Raw genomic sequence first — 16,369 nt, 5'->3', positions numbered from 1 at the left:
CACCGGTTCCACACGCGCGCAATGATTTGATCAAGAAGGGTCACAGATGCGCGGCGATCGCGGGCAGCAGGTCCTGGAAGGTGCGGCCCGAGGCCGGTGCGCCGAGGGCCTGCAACTGCCAGCCGGTGCCGGTGCGATGGAGCTTGGCCATGATCTGCGCCGTGTACGCGCCGCCGCCGCTGAGGGTGTAGCGGGCGAGTTCCGTGCCGGTCCGCTCGTCGACCAGCCGGCAGAAGGCGTCCTGCACCTCGCCGAAGGTCTGCCCGGTGAACGAGTTGACGGTGAACACGATCTGGTCGACATGGCCCGGCACGCGCGCCAGGTCCACCAGGATGACCTCGTCGTCACTCCCGGCGCCCGCGCCGCCGACGAGGTTGTCGCCGAGATGCCGTACCGAGCCGTCGTCGCTGGCCAGGTGGCGGAAGAAGACGACGTCCGCGAGCTGTCCGCCCGCGAACAGCAGCGCGGAGGCGTCCAGATCGATCTCCCGGGTGCCGGCCAGCTTGGCCAGGAACCCCTTGCGTGGCGCGGCCCGCCAGCCCAGGCCCATCCGTACGGCGTCCAGTGCGCCGCCGTCCGCCTTGTCCAGACTGATCCGCTGACCCTTGCTCAGGTTGACCGACACGGGTCCGCTCCCTTGCTCTCGTCGCCCTCACCGGTTCGCCGGTGCGAATCTACAACACTGTAGAAGAAAGCCGCCGCAGGTCCGCTCTGTACGATGTGACGCTCCTTCGGCACGAGGGGTTGAGGCACACAGACGGCACGCAGGAAGGGAGAACGCGGGTGGCGGAGCCGGACGCGCACCGTCGGCGCAGAGCGCAGGGGGCGTTGGAGACACGGGTGCTGGCGGCGCTGCACGAGGCCGGTGGCGCGGTGACCGCGGGCTGGGTGCGCGACCATCTGGCCGCCGGGCTCGCCTATACGACCGTGATGACGGTTCTGGGCAGGCTGCTGGCGAAGAACGCCGTCACCCGCAGGCGCGAGGGGCGCTCCTTCGTCTGGCTGCCGGCGGCGGACGAGGCGGGCCTGGCCGCGCTGAAGATGCGCCGGGTCCTGGACGGCGAGCAGGACCGGCACGCGGTGCTGGCCAGCTTCATCACCGCGCTGCCCGAGGGCGACGAGCGGCTGCTGCGCGAGCTGCTGGAATCCGGCGACGACTGAGCGCACATGGGAATCTTCGTCTTCCTGCCCCTGGTCCTGCCGCTGACGGCCTGGCCGATCGCCCGGCTGGCCGAGCAGCGGCTGCATCCGCGCACCGCGACCGTGCTGCTGACATCGGTCTCCACCGTGCTGGCGCTGTGCAGCACGGTGTGCCTGGCCCTGCTGATGGTGGTCGGCACCGCCCAACTGCCCGGCAATCCGCTGCCGGACGGCTGGTCCGACCCGGAGGTGCGCGCGAGCGTGCCCCGGCACGAGATCGCGGGCAAGGCCGCGATCCCCGCGCTGCTGGCGGTCCTCGCCGCGGGCGGCCGCACCCTGGCCCGCCATGCACGGGTACGGCGGCGGGCCCACCGGGCGCTCGCCGGGTTACCGGGCACCGAGGTGGCCGTACTGCCGGACGCGGCGCCGTACGCCTACGCGCTGCCGGGCGGACGGCGGGACCGGATCGTGGTGTCCAGGGGGATGCTCGGTTCGCTGGCCGCGCGGGAGCGCCGCGCGCTGTTCGCGCACGAGCGGGCCCATCTCGCCGCCCGGCACCACCGCCATCTGCTGCTGGTCCAACTCGCCGCCTGCGCCAACCCGTTCCTGCTGCCGCTGCGCACGGCGGTGGCGTACACGGCGGAGCGCTGGGCGGACGAGGAGGCCGCGCGGGCCGTGGGCAGCCGCCGGGTGGTGGCCCGCGCGATCGGCAGGGCGGCGCTGGCCGCCACCGGATCCGCCACCGGACCCGCGCCCGTGCCGACGCTGCCCGCGCTCGCCGCGCCGGGGCCGCTCCCCCGCCGGGTCGCGGCCCTGCTCGGCCCCGAACCCGCCGCCCGCGCCTGGCCGTCCCTGTTCACGACGGCCGGTCTCGCGGTGTGGACCGCGGCCACCGGGGCCGCCCTGTCCGCGATGTTCTCGGCCAACTCCGCGCTCACCCTGGCGTTTCTGCTGCACGCCGCCACACCGCTGTGACCCGCCGGGCACAATCGGGGCCATGACCGTCACCGCGACCACGGACCGTGCCGCCGCCCGCCGCAGCCTGGAGGGCCTGGCGCTCGGCGACGCCTTCGGCGAACGCTGGTTCCCGCTCTTCCGCGAACCCCGCCGGGCCCTGCGGGAGATAAGCGCCCGGCAGGCCCCCGAGGAATCGCCGTGGCACTGGACCGACGACACCGCGATGGCCCTCGCCGTGCTGCGGGTGCTGGAGGAACACGGCGAGATCCGCCCGCGCGAACTGGCCCTGTCCTTCGCACTCGGCTACGACACCGATCCCGCCCGTGGATACGGCCACGGCATGCACCAGTTGCTGCCGCGTCTGCTCGAACTTCCTGACCGGTGGCGGGAGTTCGCGCGCGAGCTGTTCGGCGGCGAGGGCAGCCTCGGCAACGGCGCGGCGATGCGGGTGGCCCCGCTCGGCGCGTTCTTCCACGGCAGTCTCCCCCGGGTCGTCGCGCAGGCGACGCGCTCCGCGGAGGTCACCCACGCCCATCCCGAGGGCATCGCGGGAGCGGTCGCCGTGGCGGTCGCGGCCGCACTGTCGGCGCGCGGCACATTGACCATCGTCGATGTGGCGGCCCTGACCCCGGACGGCACGGTCCGGGAGGGGCTGGCCCGCGCCGCCGAGGTGCCCTTCGCCACCGAGCCCTGGCGCGCCTCGGACCTGCTCGGCAACGGGCAGCGGATCCGCGCCGACGACACGGTGCCGTTCGCCGTGTGGTGCGCCGCCCGCCACCCCGGCGACCTGGTGGCCGCCCTGTGGACCACGGCGGAGGGGTTCGGCGACGTGGACACCACCTGTGCCATCGCCGGGGGCATCGTGGCCGCGCGCACCGGCGTGACGGCCGTACCGCGCGCCTGGCTGGAGCGCCGGGAGCCACTGCCGGGCGGCACCGGTGCGGCATCGTCCGGGGAAATCGGGGCAGGTGGCCGGTGAGCGGCCGGGCAGGGAGCCGGCGGAACCTTCGAACAGGGCCGAGGTACGGGTGACGGACATGGCGAGCATCGACGAACCACTGGAGCCGGACGGGCTGGCGGTCGGCCGGGCACCGCTGGACGGGGCCGTCGTCGTCACGGTGACCGGTGAGATCGACCACCGGACGGCGGGCGTCCTGCGGCGCGCGCTGATGCCCGCGGCCACCGCGGACACCCCGCGCACGGTCGCCGACCTCGCCGGGGTGGGGTTCATGGACTCCAGTGGCATCAACGTCCTCATCGCCGCCCACCAGGCCCACGCACCGGCCGGCTGGCTGCGCCTGGCCGGGGTGCGCAGACCGGTGCTCCGCACCCTGGAGATCGTCGGGCTCACCGGCCTGATCCGCTGCTACCCGAGCGTCGCCGCGGCACTGGACGCCTGACCCGGCCGGCCGTGCCGGTGTACGGGTACGGCGCTAGGTGTATTGACCTGAAGCGTTGTTCACACGGCTGATCGGTGGGTGGCCGCCGAGGGCGGTGTGGCAGCGGTGGTGGGTGTAGGTGTGGAGGAAGTCTGCCAGGGCGGCGGTGCGTTCGGTGTTGCTGGTGTAGGGCCGCAGGTAGGCCCATTCGTCGAGCAGGGTGCGGTTGAAGCGTTCGACCTTGCCGTTGGTCTGCGGCCGGTAGGCGCGGGTGAGCTTGCCGGCCGCGCCGAGGTCGGCCAGGGCCTGACGCCAGGCGAAGCTTTTGCGGTAGGGCCAGGCGTTGTCGGTCAGGACTCGCTCGATGCGGGTGATGCCCGACGCGGCGGAGAACGCTGCGGCCCGGCGGAGGAAGGCTGCGCAAGTGTCGGCCTTTTCGTCCGGATGGATCCCGCTGCAGGCCAGGCGGCTGTGGTCGTCGACGGCGGAGTGGACGTAGTCGAAGCCCACGCTGCTTCGTCGGGGCCGGCCGGCTTGGCGGCCCAGGACCTTGTGGCCGCCGCCGTCGGGGATCCGGCCGAGTTTCTTGACGTCCACGTGGAGGAGTTCGCCGGGCTGGTCGCGTTCGTAGCGGCGGATGACCTGGCCGGTCGGCCGGTCCAGGTGGGCCAGGCGGTTCAGGCCGTGCCGGGTGAGGATGCGGTGCACGGTGGAGGCGGGCAGGCCCAGGATCGGTCCGATACGTGCCGGGCCCGGCTTGCGGTCCCGCCGCAGCCTGCAGACCTGCGCCTCGGTGGCGGCTGCGGTCCGGTGCGGTGTCCTGCGGGGACGGCTGGAACGGTCGATGAGTCCGCTCTCGCCTTCGGCCTGCCAGCGCCGGATCCACTTGTGGGCCGTGGGGCGGGAGATGCCCATCTCCGCGGCGACGTGGGCGACGGGACGGCCGGAGTGGACACGTTCGACGAGCAGCCGCCTGCCGTGAACGGTCAGCCGGGCATTACGGTGGGACACGAAGGCCTCCGTGCGGTGAAGATTCGACACCTCCACCACACACGGAGGCCTTCGCCACGATCAAGACCGGCCCGCGTTAACAACGCTCGTGATCAATACACCTAGGAGCTGGCGGTCTGATGGAACTGGGGCACGGTGGCCTCGGCGCCCGCCCTGATCGATTCGACGACCTCCTGGTGCAGGTCACGGCTGGCGCGCTCGGAGCGGCAGGACACCGGGCTGCCGCTGAGCGTGAACCACTGGGAGGTGCCGCTGTACTGCACCGCCACATCGGCCCTGCGGCCGTCCCAGGTGGTGTGGACGGTCAGGTCGCCGGTGAGGATGCCCGCCTCCACCGTGCGGGCGCCGCCCCGGCCGGTGAAGACCCCGGGGGTGGTCCAAGATGCGAAGACCATGCTCTCAGCCTCTCTTCTCCGCTCCACGCCCCCATGACGGGTTTGCGTGTTTATATCCCCATGCGCTTGTCCTCTATGGTGCGCCATCTCGGCGGGATACGGCTGGGGCCGTACGGCCCCCCGTGTCGAGGCGCCCCGGAACCGGACGGCACTGGTGAACCGGCGGTTCTCGTGGTGTGCTGGTAGTGGCGGGAAGAGCCGTTGAGACGCGGAGAAGCGGCCGGGAGCCGTGCACCGCGCAATCCGGATCCGCGAGAAGCGGGTGGCCCTTCCCGCCCTTCCGTCCCGGCTCGCCCTTCACATCTCGGCCCCGGCGCACGCCCCCGCGCCTGGGCCGAAAGGCCCCCGCCCGGGTCCGGGCGACCTGTGGCGGCGCCGGGCGGACGCGCCCACGCTGGGATCACCACCCCAGGAAGGGAGCCGGTGCGATGACCTCCGCCACCACCATGACCACGGCGCTCGACCCCGTGCGGCGCGATCGGCTGATGAGCCTCGCCCGCCAGGTCTCCTTCGAGGCCGGCACCCGGCTGTTCGAGGAGGGGCGGCGCGCCGACCGCTTCTGGATCGTGCGCACCGGCACCATCGCCCTCGACCTGCGCGTACCCGGCCGCCGTCCCGCCGTCATCGAGACCCTCGGGCACGGCGAACTGGTCGGCTGGTCCTGGCACTTCCCGCCGCACATCTGGCAGCTGGGCGCCGAGGCGATGAGCCCGGTGCGGGCCTGGGAGTTCGACGCCGCCTCCGTGCTCGCGCTGTGCGAGGAGGACCCGGAGTTCGGGAGGGCGATCGCGCTCTGGGTCGGCCGGGTGGTCGCACAGCGGCTGCACGCCTCCCGGGTCCGGCTGCTCGACCTCTACGCGCCCTACGGCAGCGGGAGCGCCGAGTGACCGCCCGGCAGCCCGCCGAACAGGCCCGTGCCGGGGGCCCGAGCCGGGTCGGCGACGTGATGACGCGCGCGGCGGTGGCGGTGGGGCGTACAACCCTGTTCAAGGACATCGTGGCGCGGATGGAGCAGTGGAACGTCAGCGCCCTGCCGGTCCTGGAGGGCGACGGCCGGGTGGTGGGCGTGGTCTCCGAGGCGGATCTGCTGCCCAAGGAGGAGTTCCGGGACAGCGACCCGGACCGGATGACCCAGCGGCGCCGCCTGGGTGACCTGGCCAAGGCGGGCGGGGTGACCGCGGAGGACCTGATGAGCACGCCCGCCGTCACCGTGCACGCCGACGCCACGCTCGCCGAGGCGGCCCGGATCATGGCGCTCAAGCGCGTCAAGCGGCTGCCGGTGGTGACCGCGGAGGGGGTGCTGGAGGGCGTGGTCAGCCGGGGCGACCTGCTCAAGGTGTTCCTGCGCGAGGACCGTGAACTGGCCGACGAGATCCGGCGCGAGGTGCTGGACGTGCTGTTCCCCGCGCCGGTCGAGCCGCTGCACGTCGTGGTGGTCGACGGGGTCGTGACGCTGACCGGGAAGGTCACGGACGGCACGCGGATCCCGCTCGCGGTGCGCATGGTGCGGGGTGTGGAGGGCGTCGTGGGCGTGGACTGCTATCTCGCGGAGGGCTGAGCACGCCGTCTTGAGCCTGCCTTCCGCAGCGGCTGAGCACGTCTTCCGAAGAGGCCGAGGAGTTCAGCCGCGGCCACCGCTGAGGTTCCCCCAGCGCGGCCCTATCTGCTTCCACTCCTCGTCCCACTCGGCCATCCTGCGCCGGATCAGCCGGCCCCGGACCAGCCAGCCCGCGCACCACAGGGCCGCGCCGGCCGACGGGCCGACGAGGACGCCGGTGAGGGCCGCCTGGAGGTCGGCCGAAGCGCCGGTGACCGGCGGGGCGACCACATGGTCGGCGTGGTTCGTCCAGACCGTGACGCTGCTGCCCGCGGGGGCGCCGGACGCGACCTTCGCCCGGTCGGTGTGCACCGAGCCGTCCGCGTCGGTCCAGCGCACCGGCGCCCACACCCGCCCGTCGTCGTAGCCGGTGCCGGCGGCCGGGGTCGCGGCGGCCGGGTCGGTGAGCACGGCGGTGACGGGGTGCACCTGGGCGAGCCGGGCGGTGTAGGACGCGGCGGACGCCTGGGCCGCGAGAAGACCGGCGGCGACGCCGCAGACGAGGACGAGCACCCAGGTGGCGAGGACGATCCAGGCCTCGACGGCATCGCTGTGCCGGCGCAGCGGATTGCGCCGCCATCGCCACAGCCGTACCGGCCTGACCGTCGTGGCAGGTGTCCTCATCGTCACCGCCTCCTCTCGCGCCGGCGGCCCCTCAGCGGGCGCGGGCCGACTCGGCGTCCGGCAGGTCCGGGTCCAGATCCGGGTGGCGCGGCGGCCCGGCCAGCGCGCACCGCACGTCCACCACGCCGGGCACGGCCCGCGCGAGGCGCCCGGCGAGCGGTACGAGCGCGGTCTCCCGGACCCGGCCGCTGAGCGTCACGACACCATCGTGCACCTCCACCCGGATCCCGGCCGCTTCAGCGCCGAAGAGCCGGGTGACGACCTCGCCTGCGACCTCGTCGGCGATCTCCGCGTCGCCGCGCAGGAACACCTTCAGCAGATCGGAACGGCTCACGATGCCCAGCAGGGTGCCCTCGGGATCCACCACCGGGAGCTGCTTGACGCGGGCGCGGGCCATGACGCGGGCGGCGTGGCCGAGGGTGGCGTCCGGGGCCACGGTGACCGCCGGGGTGGTCATCAGCGCCTCCGCGCTCGCCGCCCCGGCCTTGGCCAGCTCTGCGAGGTGGCGCATCCTGCCGTACCGGTCGAGGTCGCTGTCGCGGTACTCCTCCTTGGGCAGCAGATCCGCCTCGGAGACGACACCGACCACGTGTCCCGCGTCGTCCAGGACGGGCACCGCGCCGACCCGCCACTCGCGCATGGCCTGCACGATGTCCTTGAAGCCCGCGCCGGTGCGCAGGGCGAGCACCCTGCGGGTCATCACGTCGTTCACGGTGTTCGGAGTGCCGTCCATGGCTTCCTCCAGGGGCTCTGGATACCGCGCCGCACGTTCAGCCTGCGGCCACCGCCCGGCCGCTGTCATGGGCCGACCGGACCCGACCGGGTGCCCGCGGGGCCCGCGCCCCGGGGATCGCCCGGGTTACGAGGCGGGCAGCGGGACCCGCCACTCCAGTGTGGCCCCGCCCCCTGCGGTTTTCCCCACGTCGAGGCTGCCGCCGAGCCGCTCGGCGCGTTCCGCCATGTTGCGCAGCCCGCTGCGGCGGCCGCCGGAGGGGATGCCGACGCCGTTGTCACGGACCCGCAGGCGCACCTCGTGGCCGTCGGCGGCGAGCAGCACCTCGGCGCGGTCGGCGTGGGCGTGCCGGGCGATGTTGGTGAGGGACTCGGAGAGCACGGCGACCACATGGTCGGCGATCTCGCCCGGTACGTCGGTGTCGACCAGGCCCTCCATGCGCACGCTGGGCGCGAAGCCCAGCACCGGGGCGGCCTCGCCGGCCACCCGGACCACGCGGGCGCGCAGTCCGCTCGCCGCGGCGCCCTCGCGGGCGCGCAGCCCGAAGATGGTCGAGCGGATGATCTTTATGGTCTCGTCCAGGTCGTCCACGGCGCGCAGGACCCGCTCGGACGCCTCCGGGTGCTCGATGAAGCGGCCCGCGCTCTGGAGAGTCATGCCGGTGGCGAAGAGCCGCTGGATGGCCAGGTCGTGCAGGTCCCGGGCGATACGGTCGCGGTCCTCCAGGAGCGCGATCTGCTGGGCGGCCTGCCGGCGTTCGGCGAGCTCCATGGCGATCGCGGCCTGCGCGGCGAAGCCCCGCAGCATCTCGGTCTCCTTGTCGGAGAACACCGACCGGTCGCTCTCGCGGGCCAGCAGCAGTACACCGCGGACGCCGCCCTCGCCGGTGCCGATCGGCACGGCGACGGCGGGGCCGAGGCCGTCGAAGCGCGGCGGGTCCTGCCCGACGCGGCTGTCATGAGCGGCGTCGTCGCTGGTGACCGGGGCGGCGGCGGTGAAGGCCAGGCCCATCAGGCTGCGGTCCAGGGGCAGTACGAGGCCGCGGTGTGCGTCGGACTGGGCGCCGACCGCGATCTCCACGCCGAGCGCCTCGGTGTCCGGCATCGGCATCGCGACGGCGGCGAGCGCCGAGCCGGTGATCTCGCGGGCGCGTTCGGCGATCAGGTCCAGGGCCTCGGCGCGTTCGCTGCCGGACATCAGGCTGTGGCCGATCTCGGCGTTGGCCAGCAGCCACCGTTCGCGCAGCCGGGAGTCCTCGTAGAGCCGGGCGTTGTCGATGGCGACGCCCGCGGCGACGGCGAGGGTGGCGAGGACCGACTCGTCCTCCTCGTCGAAGTCGGCACCGCCGCGCTTCTCGGTGAGGTACAGATTGCCGAAGACCTGGTCGCGGACGCGGATCGGGACGCCGAGGAAGGTGTTCATCGGCGGGTGCCCGGCCGGGAAGCCGTACGACGACGGGTGGGCGGAGAGCTTGGACAGGCGCAGCGGCTCCGGGTGGCGGATCAGCTCGCCCAGGATGCCGTGGCCCTCCGGGTAGGGGCCGATCTCGGCGATCCGCTCCTCGGACAGGCCCACGGTGTGGAAGGCGGCGAGGGTCGTGCCGTCCGGGCCGATGACGCCCAGCGCCGCGTACTCCGCGTCCACCAGCGCCGCCGCGGCCTCCACGATGGAGTGCAGGGCCTGTTCCAGCTCCAGCTCGCGGCCGACGGAGAGGACCGCCTCCAGCAGGCTGTGCACCCGGTCCCGGGTACCGCGGGCCGCGTCGATCCTGGCCTGCAATTCCTCCAGCAGCTCGTCCAGCTTCAGCTGCGGCAGCCGCACGCCGGGCCGCTCCCTTCCGGTCACCACGCCCTCCACTTCCCATCAGCCCATGCCTTCGAACCGACGGGTTCCGAAGGACACGGTAGCCGCTCGGGGCGGAAGAGGTATACGCGGCCGTCGGTTCGGCGCCTTGTTGATCCTCGGCGTGCCGGGGGCATGTGCCCCGGCACGCGGGCGGGGCCGTTCGGCCCGGCGCGGGTCCGAAAGGCACTGTTGAGGGGCCGCCGACGCCATCGATCCCGAGACCCATCTCGGCTGGAGCGCCGTGGTGACGGGGTAGGCCCGGCTGGTCACGGACCCGGCCGAACTGGCCCGGCTGCGGGAGCTGTTGCACCCGTGGGCGCCGCCGGACGACATGGACCAGGCGGTGCGCATCAGGCCGTGGGGGCGGCCAGTCCGTGCTGCTCCCCGCCCAGACGACCTTGAGGGCGTCGATCGTGTGGCCGAGGATCCAGCCACCGCCACCCAGGCACTGGCCGTAGACGCCCTCCCTCCCGGCAGTAGCGGCAGCGGCCGCAGGAGGTGACGCATCCCCGGATCCGGAACGTCCGACAGGTCCGGGGTGACCGACGCACGGGGCTCGCGCTTGGGCCGCACGGCCCCCGTTCAGCCTCCCCAGGTCCACTCCGCGACCTCCGGCAGGTCCGTGCCGTGCTCGCGGATCCAGTCGTGGTGGCGGCTGCGCGCGTCGGCCATGGTCTGGCGGACGGCGGCGGCGCGGACCGCGAGGCCAGGGACGCGGTCGATGACGTCCATGACGAGGCGGTAGCGGTCGAGGTCGTTGCGCACGACCATGTCGAACGGGGTGGTCGTGGTGCCCGACTCCTTGTAGCCGCGCACATGGAGGTTCGCGTGGCCGGTGCGGCGGTAGGCGAGGCGGTGGACCAGCCAGGGGTAGCCGTGGTAGGCGAAGATGACGGGCTTGTCGGTGGTGAACAGGCCGTCGTACTCGAAGTCCGGCATGCCGTGCGGGTGTTCGTCGTGCGGCAGCAGCCGGGTCATGTCGACCACGTTGACGACCCGCACCGCGAGCTCGGGCAGATGGATGCGCAGCAACTGGGCGGCGGCCAGCACCTCTTGGGTGGGGACGTCACCGGCGCAGGCGAGGACGACATCGGGTTCGGCGCCGTTCTCCGTGCCGGCCCACTCCCAGATCCCGGCGCCGCGCGCGCAGTGGGCGCGGGCCTGGTCCATGGTCAGCCAGTCGAAGCAGGGCTGCTTGCCGGCCACGACGACGTTGACGTAGTCGCGGCTGCGCAGCACATGATCGGCCACCGACAGCAGGGTGTTGGCGTCCGGCGGCAGATAGACGCGGACGACCTCGGGGCTCTTGTTGAGGACGTGGTCCACGAAGCCGGGATCCTGGTGCGAGAAGCCGTTGTGGTCCTGGCGCCAGACGTGCGAGGTGAGCAGGTAGTTGAGGGAGGCGACGGGGGCCCGCCAGGTCAACTGCCGTGACGTCTTGAGCCACTTGATGTGCTGGTTGACCATCGAGTCGACGATGTGCACGAACGCCTCGTAGCAGGAGAACAGTCCGTGCCGGCCGGTGAGCAGATACCCCTCCAGCCAGCCCTGGCAGAGGTGTTCGGAGAGGATCTCCATCACCCGCCCGTGCCGGGACAGATGCTCGTCCACCGGGAGCACCTCGGCCTGCCATGCCTTGCCGCTGGCGTCGAAGACGGCCTGGAGCCGGTTGGAGGCGGTCTCGTCCGGGCCGACGAGGCGGAAGTCCCGGCGCTCGCGGGTGTCCTCCATGACCTGTTCGAGGAGGTCGCCGAGGATCCGGGTGGGTTCGTGCAGGGCGGTGCCCGGCTTGTCGACGGCCACGGCGAAGGTGTCCAGGGGCGGCAGCGGCAGGTCGCGCAGCAGGACGCCGCCGTTGGCGTGCGGGTTGGAGCCCAGGCGGCGGTCGCCCTCGGGGACGCAGGCGAGGACGTCCGCGCTGGGCCGGCCGTCCGGGCCGAACAGCTCCTCGGGCCGGTACGAGCGCAGCCACTGCTCCAGCTGCCGCAGATGCGCGGGGTTCTCGCGCACGCCCGGCAGCGGGACCTGGTGGGCGCGCCAGGTGCCCTCGACGGGGAGGCCGTCCACCTCGGCGGGGCCGGTCCAGCCCTTGGGGGTGCGCAGCACGATCATCGGCCAGTGCACCCGCTCGGTGATCCCCTCCTCGCGGGCGCCGCGCTGCGTCTGCGCGATCCGGTCCAGCGCGTCGTCCATAGCTGCGGCGAGGGCGCGGTGCACCTGGGCGGGGTCCTCGCCGGTGACGTACAGCGGTTCGTGGCCGTATCCGCGCAGCAGGGCGTCGAGTTCGCCCTCGGGGAGCCGGGAGAGCACGGTCGGGTTGGCGATCTTGTAGCCGTTGAGATGCAGGACGGGCAGGACGGCGCCGTCGTACACCGGGTCGAGGAACTTGTCGGAGTGCCAGGACGCGGCGAGCGGCCCGGTCTCCGCCTCACCGTCGCCGATCACACAGGTCACGAGCAGGTCGGGGTTGTCGAAGGCGGCACCGTAGGCGTGTGCGAGGGAGTAGCCGAGTTCGCCGCCCTCGTGGATGGAGCCGGGGGTCTCGGGGGCCACATGGCTGGGCACGCCGCCGGGGAAGGAGAACTGCCGGAACAGCAGCTCCATGCCGGCGCCGTCCCGGCTGATGTCCGGGTAGGTCTCGCTGTAGCTGCCCTCGAGCCAGGACCCCGCGAGGACCGCCGGGCCGCCGTGCCCCGGCCCCCATACGCACAGCGCGTCCAGGTCGCGGGCCTTGATGACGCGGTTGAGGTGGGTGTAGACGAGGTTGAGTCCGGGCGAGGTGCCCCAGTGGCCGAGCAGCCGCGGCTTGATGTGCTCGGGGCGCAGCGGTTCGGTCAGCAGCGGGTTGGCCATGAGGTAGATCTGGCCGGCGGCCAGATAGTTGGCGGCGCGCCAGTGCGCGTCCAGGGTGCGCAGCTCCTCCTCGCTGAGCGCGGCTTCCTGGGGGGCGGCCTCGGTCATGGGGACTCCGATCATCATCAGATTCGTGCGCGGCCGTCGACGCGAGAACACGTCGTGGGCGGGGTCAGTCGGTTTCCGGTACGACGGCCACCGGACAGGCCGCGTGGTGCAGTACCCCGTGGGTGACCCGGCCGAGCTGGAGGCCGAACCGGCCGGTGCGGCGCCGGGCGCCGACGACGAGCAGTCCGGCGTCCCGGGAGGCGTCGACGAGGACGTCACGGGCGTGTCCCTCGGCGGTGCGCCGATGCTGCTCCAGCCCCTCGGGGACGTCCCGCAGGGCCTCCTCCAGCGCCTCTGCGGCTTCCTGCTCCTGTGCCTGGGCGGGCCCGCCGGCGAGCAGCGGACGCCCGGTGGTGCTGTGCGCGGGCCGCCGCCACGCCCGTACGGCCTCCAGGGGCACCCCGCGCAGCGCCGCCTCCTCGGCGGCGAACCGTACGGCGGCCGGGCCCGCGTCCTTGTCGGCGACGCCGAGCACGACGCGGCCGGGGGCCGTCCGCCGCTCGGGTCCGCCGCGCAGCACGATCACCGGGCAGTGGGCGCGGGCGGCGACCGAGAGGCTCACCGAGCCGAGCAGCAGCTCGGTGACGGCGTTGCGGCCCCGGCAGCCGACGACCACGAGGCGGGCGGTGCTGCTCTCGTTCACCAGTCCGAACGAGGGTTCGTCGGCCAGCACGGAGGTGGTGAGCCGCAGTTCCGGGTGGTGCCGGTGGGCCCGGCGTTCGGCGGCGTCCATGATGTCCTGGGCCATCACCTCCTCGGCCGGTTTCCCGACCTCCTGGGCGATGAGGGAACCCTCGTAGCGCTCCCAGAGCGAGGCGTGGACGAGCCGCAGCGGCGCCCCGCGCAGGGCGGCCTCCTCGGCGGCCCGGTCCACGGCGCGCAGGCTCTCCTCGGAGCCGTCGACGCCGACGAGAACGGGCAGGTCCATCGTGTTCACTCTCCCTGGCAGAGCCCTGGTGGAGGTCGCCGACGCGGCGCTCCCGCACCCCATCGTCGGCAGATTCACCGGCGTGCGCGAGCCGTACCGCACCGTTCCGGCCGTCGCGGCCATGCATCGCGGCGCGCGGCCGGGCTGTCCGGGCTGTTCGGCCGCGCGCGTCGCCTCAGCTGTGCGCGACGACGGCCACGGGCGCGGCGACATGGTGCAGGACGGCGTGGGTGACATGGCCGACATGCATGCCGTACGGGCTCTTGCGGACGCGCCGCCCGACGACCACCAGGGAGGCGTCCCCGGCGGCGTCGATCAGGACCGGCGCGGAGTTGCCGGCCCGGCTCACCTCGCTCACCTCGACGTCCGGGAACTTCTGCCGCCAGGGCCGCAGCACCTCGGTGAGCAGGGTGGCGGCCCGGCGTCCGAAGGAGGGCATGACCGGCGGGTCGGCGGGGATGCCGTACGCGGCGTAGGGCGGGGGCGTCCATCCGTGCACGACCCGCAGCGCGGCGCCGCGGCGCGCGGCGGCGTCGAAGGAGAACTCCAGCAGGGCCTGGCTTGGTCCCTCGGGGTCGTCGATGTCCAGACCGAGGACGACGGGCCGGAAGGGGGTCGCGGCGGACGGGACGCCCGAGGCATCCGGCTGGTGTTCGTCGGCGGCCGCTTCACCCGCGCGGACCAGTACCACCGGACGCGTGGTGTGCGCGATGACGTACAGCCCGGCCGAACCGACCAGGAACCCGCCGAGCCGGCCGAGCCCCCGGGAGCCGAGCGCCAGCAGCTCCGCGCCGTCGGCCGCCTCCGCCAGTGCCTGTGCCGGTTCCGCGGTGACCTGGTCGGTGGCCACCTCGATGCCGGGGTGTCGCAGCCGCAGGCCCGCCGCGGACTCGCGCACCGTGCGGGCCCATTCCTCGGCGGCCCCGCGGTCGGTGTCGGTGTCGGCCTCGGGCTCGCGCACATGCAGGATCCGCAACGGCAGGTCGCGGAGCGCGGCTTCGCGCGCCGCCCATTCGACGGCGGCCCGGCTCTCGGGCGAGCCGTCGAGGCCCGCGGTGACGGTTCGGGTCATGGTTCCACCTTCCTGGGGCGTCGCCTGGGGAGACAGGAGCGACGATTCCAGGCTCGGGCAGGACCGGCGAGCCGGTCAGGGGCCGCTGGTCCCCTGCCGGGACCGACCGGCCCGGGCCGCGGCGCCGCGCGGGGGCCGGGCGGCCCCTGTGCCGACCGAGCGCGCCCGGCGCACGCTGGGGACAGCGGAACTCCCGTCGAGAAGCTGCGTCGAGAAGCTACGGAGTCACCATGTACGGCACCCCGCACATCGTCAGCGACGTCATGACGACCACCGTCGCCGCCGTCGGCCGGCGTGCTCCCTTCAAGGAGCTGGTGGAGATGATGCAGGACTGGCAGGTCAGCGCCGTGCCCGTGATCGAGGGCGAGGGCCTGGTGGTCGGTGTGGTCTCCGAGGCCGACATGCTGCCCAAGGAGGAGCTGCGGGACGACCCGGCCGAGGAGTACCGGCGGCTGCGGCCGCCCGCCGACATGGCCAAGGGCGAGGCGATCACCGCCGGGGACCTGATGACCTCCCCCGCGGTCACCGTACGCGCGAACGCCACCCTCGCCGAGGCCGCCCGGACCATGGCCCGCGCCCGGGTCAAGCGGCTGCCCGTGGTGGACGAGACCGGGTTGCTGGAGGGCGTGGTCAGCCGCGCCGATCTGCTCAAGGTCTTCCTGCGCGACGACCAGGAGATCGAGGAGGAGGTGCGCCGGGAGATCGTGGCACGGCTCTTCCCGCCGCCGGACTCGGCCGTGGAACTGCGGGTGGAGGACGGCGTGGTGACCGTCATCGGGCAGATCCGGGACACCTCGCTGGTCCCGGTGGCGGCCCGCCTCGTACGCGCGGTCGAGGGGGTCGTGGACGTCCGCTTCGACCTGGCGCCCGGTCGGCGGACGGCGGAGGCGTGACATTCTTGGCATGCGGGCCGGTCTCGGGAAGTGGGGCCGGTCGGCCCTGGTGCGCACGGCGCAGTCCGGCGATGATCGGCCAGGTGACAGGCCGCAGTCTGTCTGCTTTCCGGGAACGAGAGGTCGAGATGACCGAGACACGCACCTTCACGGCACAGGACCCGATCCGGGTGTTCCTCCTGGACGACCATGAGGTCGTTCGGCGCGGTCTGGCGGATCTCCTGGACGCCGAACCGGACATCTCCGTCGTCGGCGACGCCGACACCGCCGCGCACGCGCTGGTCCGGGGCCCCGCCCTGCGCCCGCATGTCGCGGTGCTGGACGTACGGCTGCCCGACGGGGACGGCATCTCGGTCTGCCGGGAACTGCGCGACCGGATGCCGGAGCTGGCGTGTCTGATGCTCACCTCGTTCGACGACGAGGACGCCCTGCTGGACGCGATCATGGCCGGCGCGTCCGGCTATGTGCTCAAGCAGATCAAGGGCTCGGACCTGGTCTCGGCGGTGCGCACGGTCGCCTCCGGGCAGTCGATGCTGGACCCGGAGACGACGGCCCGGCTGATGCGCTCACTGCGGGCCGACCCGGAGGAGACGCCGTCGCTGCCGCCGGAGCTGGCGAGCCTGTCGCCGCGCGAGCGGGACATCCTGGCGCTGATCGGGGACGGCCTGACCAACCGTGAGATCGGCAGGCGGCTGTACCTGTCGGAGAAGACGGTCAAGAACCACATCTCCCGGCTGCTGGCCAAGCTCGGTGTGCAGCGCCGGGTCCAGGCCGCCGTGCTCGCCTCCCATCTGGAGCCGCAGGGCGCGAAGGAGCACTCCGGCCGCTGACCCC

General features: G+C 73.4%; 17 protein-coding genes and 1 pseudogene. 9 read left to right on the top strand and 9 right to left on the bottom strand.

The features are described 5' to 3' along the window. Positions 1-40: 40 nt before the first annotated feature. Positions 41-625 carry a TerD family protein gene (locus HEP81_RS35870; protein ID WP_037653873.1) on the bottom strand — a complete coding sequence of 195 codons (585 nt, stop codon included), beginning with the start codon at positions 623-625 and terminating at the stop codon, positions 41-43. A gap of 158 nt (positions 626-783) precedes the next feature. On the opposite strand from HEP81_RS35870, the gene HEP81_RS35865 reads away from it, so the two are divergent. The 4 genes from HEP81_RS35865 to HEP81_RS35850 are packed head-to-tail and all read left to right on the top strand — an operon-like array spanning position 784 to position 3,497. After that, positions 784-1,161 (top strand): BlaI/MecI/CopY family transcriptional regulator, encoded by a 378-nt coding sequence (locus HEP81_RS35865; protein ID WP_037653872.1) that lies wholly within the window; start codon positions 784-786, stop codon positions 1,159-1,161. A 6-nt stretch (positions 1,162-1,167) separates the two neighbouring features. Beyond that, entirely contained in the window at positions 1,168-2,115 is a 948-nt protein-coding gene (locus HEP81_RS35860; RefSeq protein ID WP_037653871.1) for a M56 family metallopeptidase, read from the top strand. A gap of 22 nt (positions 2,116-2,137) precedes the next feature. Continuing rightward, complete coding sequence (locus HEP81_RS35855) at positions 2,138-3,076, top strand: ADP-ribosylglycohydrolase family protein (RefSeq protein WP_051850050.1); 939 nt, start codon at positions 2,138-2,140, stop codon at positions 3,074-3,076. A gap of 58 nt (positions 3,077-3,134) precedes the next feature. Then, positions 3,135-3,497, top strand: a complete 363-nt coding sequence (locus HEP81_RS35850) for an STAS domain-containing protein (protein WP_037654029.1) — start codon at positions 3,135-3,137, stop codon at positions 3,495-3,497. 33 nt (positions 3,498-3,530) lie between these two features. On the opposite strand, the gene HEP81_RS35845 is transcribed toward HEP81_RS35850, so the two are convergent. Together HEP81_RS35845 and HEP81_RS35840 are read right to left on the bottom strand one after the other, a co-directional pair. Then, positions 3,531-4,487, bottom strand: a complete 957-nt coding sequence (locus HEP81_RS35845; protein ID WP_037654028.1) for an IS481 family transposase — start codon at positions 4,485-4,487, stop codon at positions 3,531-3,533. A gap of 101 nt (positions 4,488-4,588) precedes the next feature. Beyond that, a complete protein-coding gene (locus HEP81_RS35840) occupies positions 4,589-4,882 on the bottom strand; it encodes a hypothetical protein (protein ID WP_037653869.1) in 294 nt (97 codons plus the stop codon). A gap of 428 nt (positions 4,883-5,310) precedes the next feature. Here HEP81_RS35840 and HEP81_RS35835 point away from each other — a divergent pair, with 428 nt between their 5' ends. After that, the gene (locus HEP81_RS35835) at positions 5,311-5,769 is read left to right on the top strand and encodes a Crp/Fnr family transcriptional regulator (protein ID WP_037653867.1); all 459 of its coding nucleotides are present in this window, start codon (positions 5,311-5,313) and stop codon (positions 5,767-5,769) included. A gap of 59 nt (positions 5,770-5,828) precedes the next feature. Beyond that, the gene (locus HEP81_RS35830) at positions 5,829-6,440 is read left to right on the top strand and encodes a CBS domain-containing protein (protein WP_037654027.1); all 612 of its coding nucleotides are present in this window, start codon (positions 5,829-5,831) and stop codon (positions 6,438-6,440) included. A gap of 63 nt (positions 6,441-6,503) precedes the next feature. Here the strand turns inward: HEP81_RS35830 and HEP81_RS35825 are convergent, their stop codons facing one another. From HEP81_RS35825 to HEP81_RS35815, 3 genes are all read right to left on the bottom strand, one after another. Then, complete coding sequence (locus tag HEP81_RS35825; RefSeq protein ID WP_037653866.1) at positions 6,504-7,103, bottom strand: Rv1733c family protein; 600 nt, start codon at positions 7,101-7,103, stop codon at positions 6,504-6,506. Between the two features lie 31 nt (positions 7,104-7,134). After that, on the bottom strand, positions 7,135-7,836 hold the full coding sequence (locus HEP81_RS35820; protein WP_037653865.1) for a CBS domain-containing protein: 702 nt from the start codon (positions 7,834-7,836) through the stop codon (positions 7,135-7,137). Between the two features lie 126 nt (positions 7,837-7,962). Then, entirely contained in the window at positions 7,963-9,681 is a 1,719-nt protein-coding gene (locus HEP81_RS35815; protein WP_037654025.1) for a sensor histidine kinase, read from the bottom strand. A 199-nt stretch (positions 9,682-9,880) separates the two neighbouring features. Here HEP81_RS35815 and HEP81_RS41810 point away from each other — a divergent pair. After that, positions 9,881-10,039 (top strand): annotated as a pseudogene (locus tag HEP81_RS41810) (pyridoxamine 5'-phosphate oxidase family protein); the annotation flags it as partial. Between the two features lie 224 nt (positions 10,040-10,263). Here HEP81_RS41810 and HEP81_RS35810 read toward each other — a convergent pair. From HEP81_RS35810 to HEP81_RS35800, 3 genes are all read right to left on the bottom strand, one after another. Further along, complete coding sequence (locus tag HEP81_RS35810; protein ID WP_037654024.1) at positions 10,264-12,642, bottom strand: phosphoketolase family protein; 2,379 nt, start codon at positions 12,640-12,642, stop codon at positions 10,264-10,266. 64 nt (positions 12,643-12,706) lie between these two features. Further along, entirely contained in the window at positions 12,707-13,570 is an 864-nt protein-coding gene (locus HEP81_RS35805) for a universal stress protein (protein WP_037653864.1), read from the bottom strand. Positions 13,571-13,745: 175 nt separating this feature from the next. After that, the gene (locus HEP81_RS35800; protein WP_037653863.1) at positions 13,746-14,642 is read right to left on the bottom strand and encodes a universal stress protein; all 897 of its coding nucleotides are present in this window, start codon (positions 14,640-14,642) and stop codon (positions 13,746-13,748) included. Positions 14,643-14,872: 230 nt separating this feature from the next. Here HEP81_RS35800 and HEP81_RS35795 point away from each other — a divergent pair, with 230 nt between their 5' ends. After that, positions 14,873-15,535, top strand: a complete 663-nt coding sequence (locus HEP81_RS35795) for a CBS domain-containing protein (RefSeq protein ID WP_037653861.1) — start codon at positions 14,873-14,875, stop codon at positions 15,533-15,535. 128 nt (positions 15,536-15,663) lie between these two features. Next, positions 15,664-16,365: a response regulator gene (locus tag HEP81_RS35790; RefSeq protein ID WP_037653860.1), complete on the top strand. Its 702-nt coding sequence runs from the start codon at positions 15,664-15,666 to the stop codon at positions 16,363-16,365. The last annotated feature ends 4 nt before the right edge of the window (positions 16,366-16,369 follow it).

Source organism: Streptomyces griseofuscus (assembly GCF_014673495.1).
Classification (GTDB): domain Bacteria; phylum Actinomycetota; class Actinomycetes; order Streptomycetales; family Streptomycetaceae; genus Streptomyces; species Streptomyces murinus.
The sequence above is the reverse complement of the archived record's forward strand: the minus strand, read 5'-3'. Positions and strand labels throughout refer to the sequence as shown.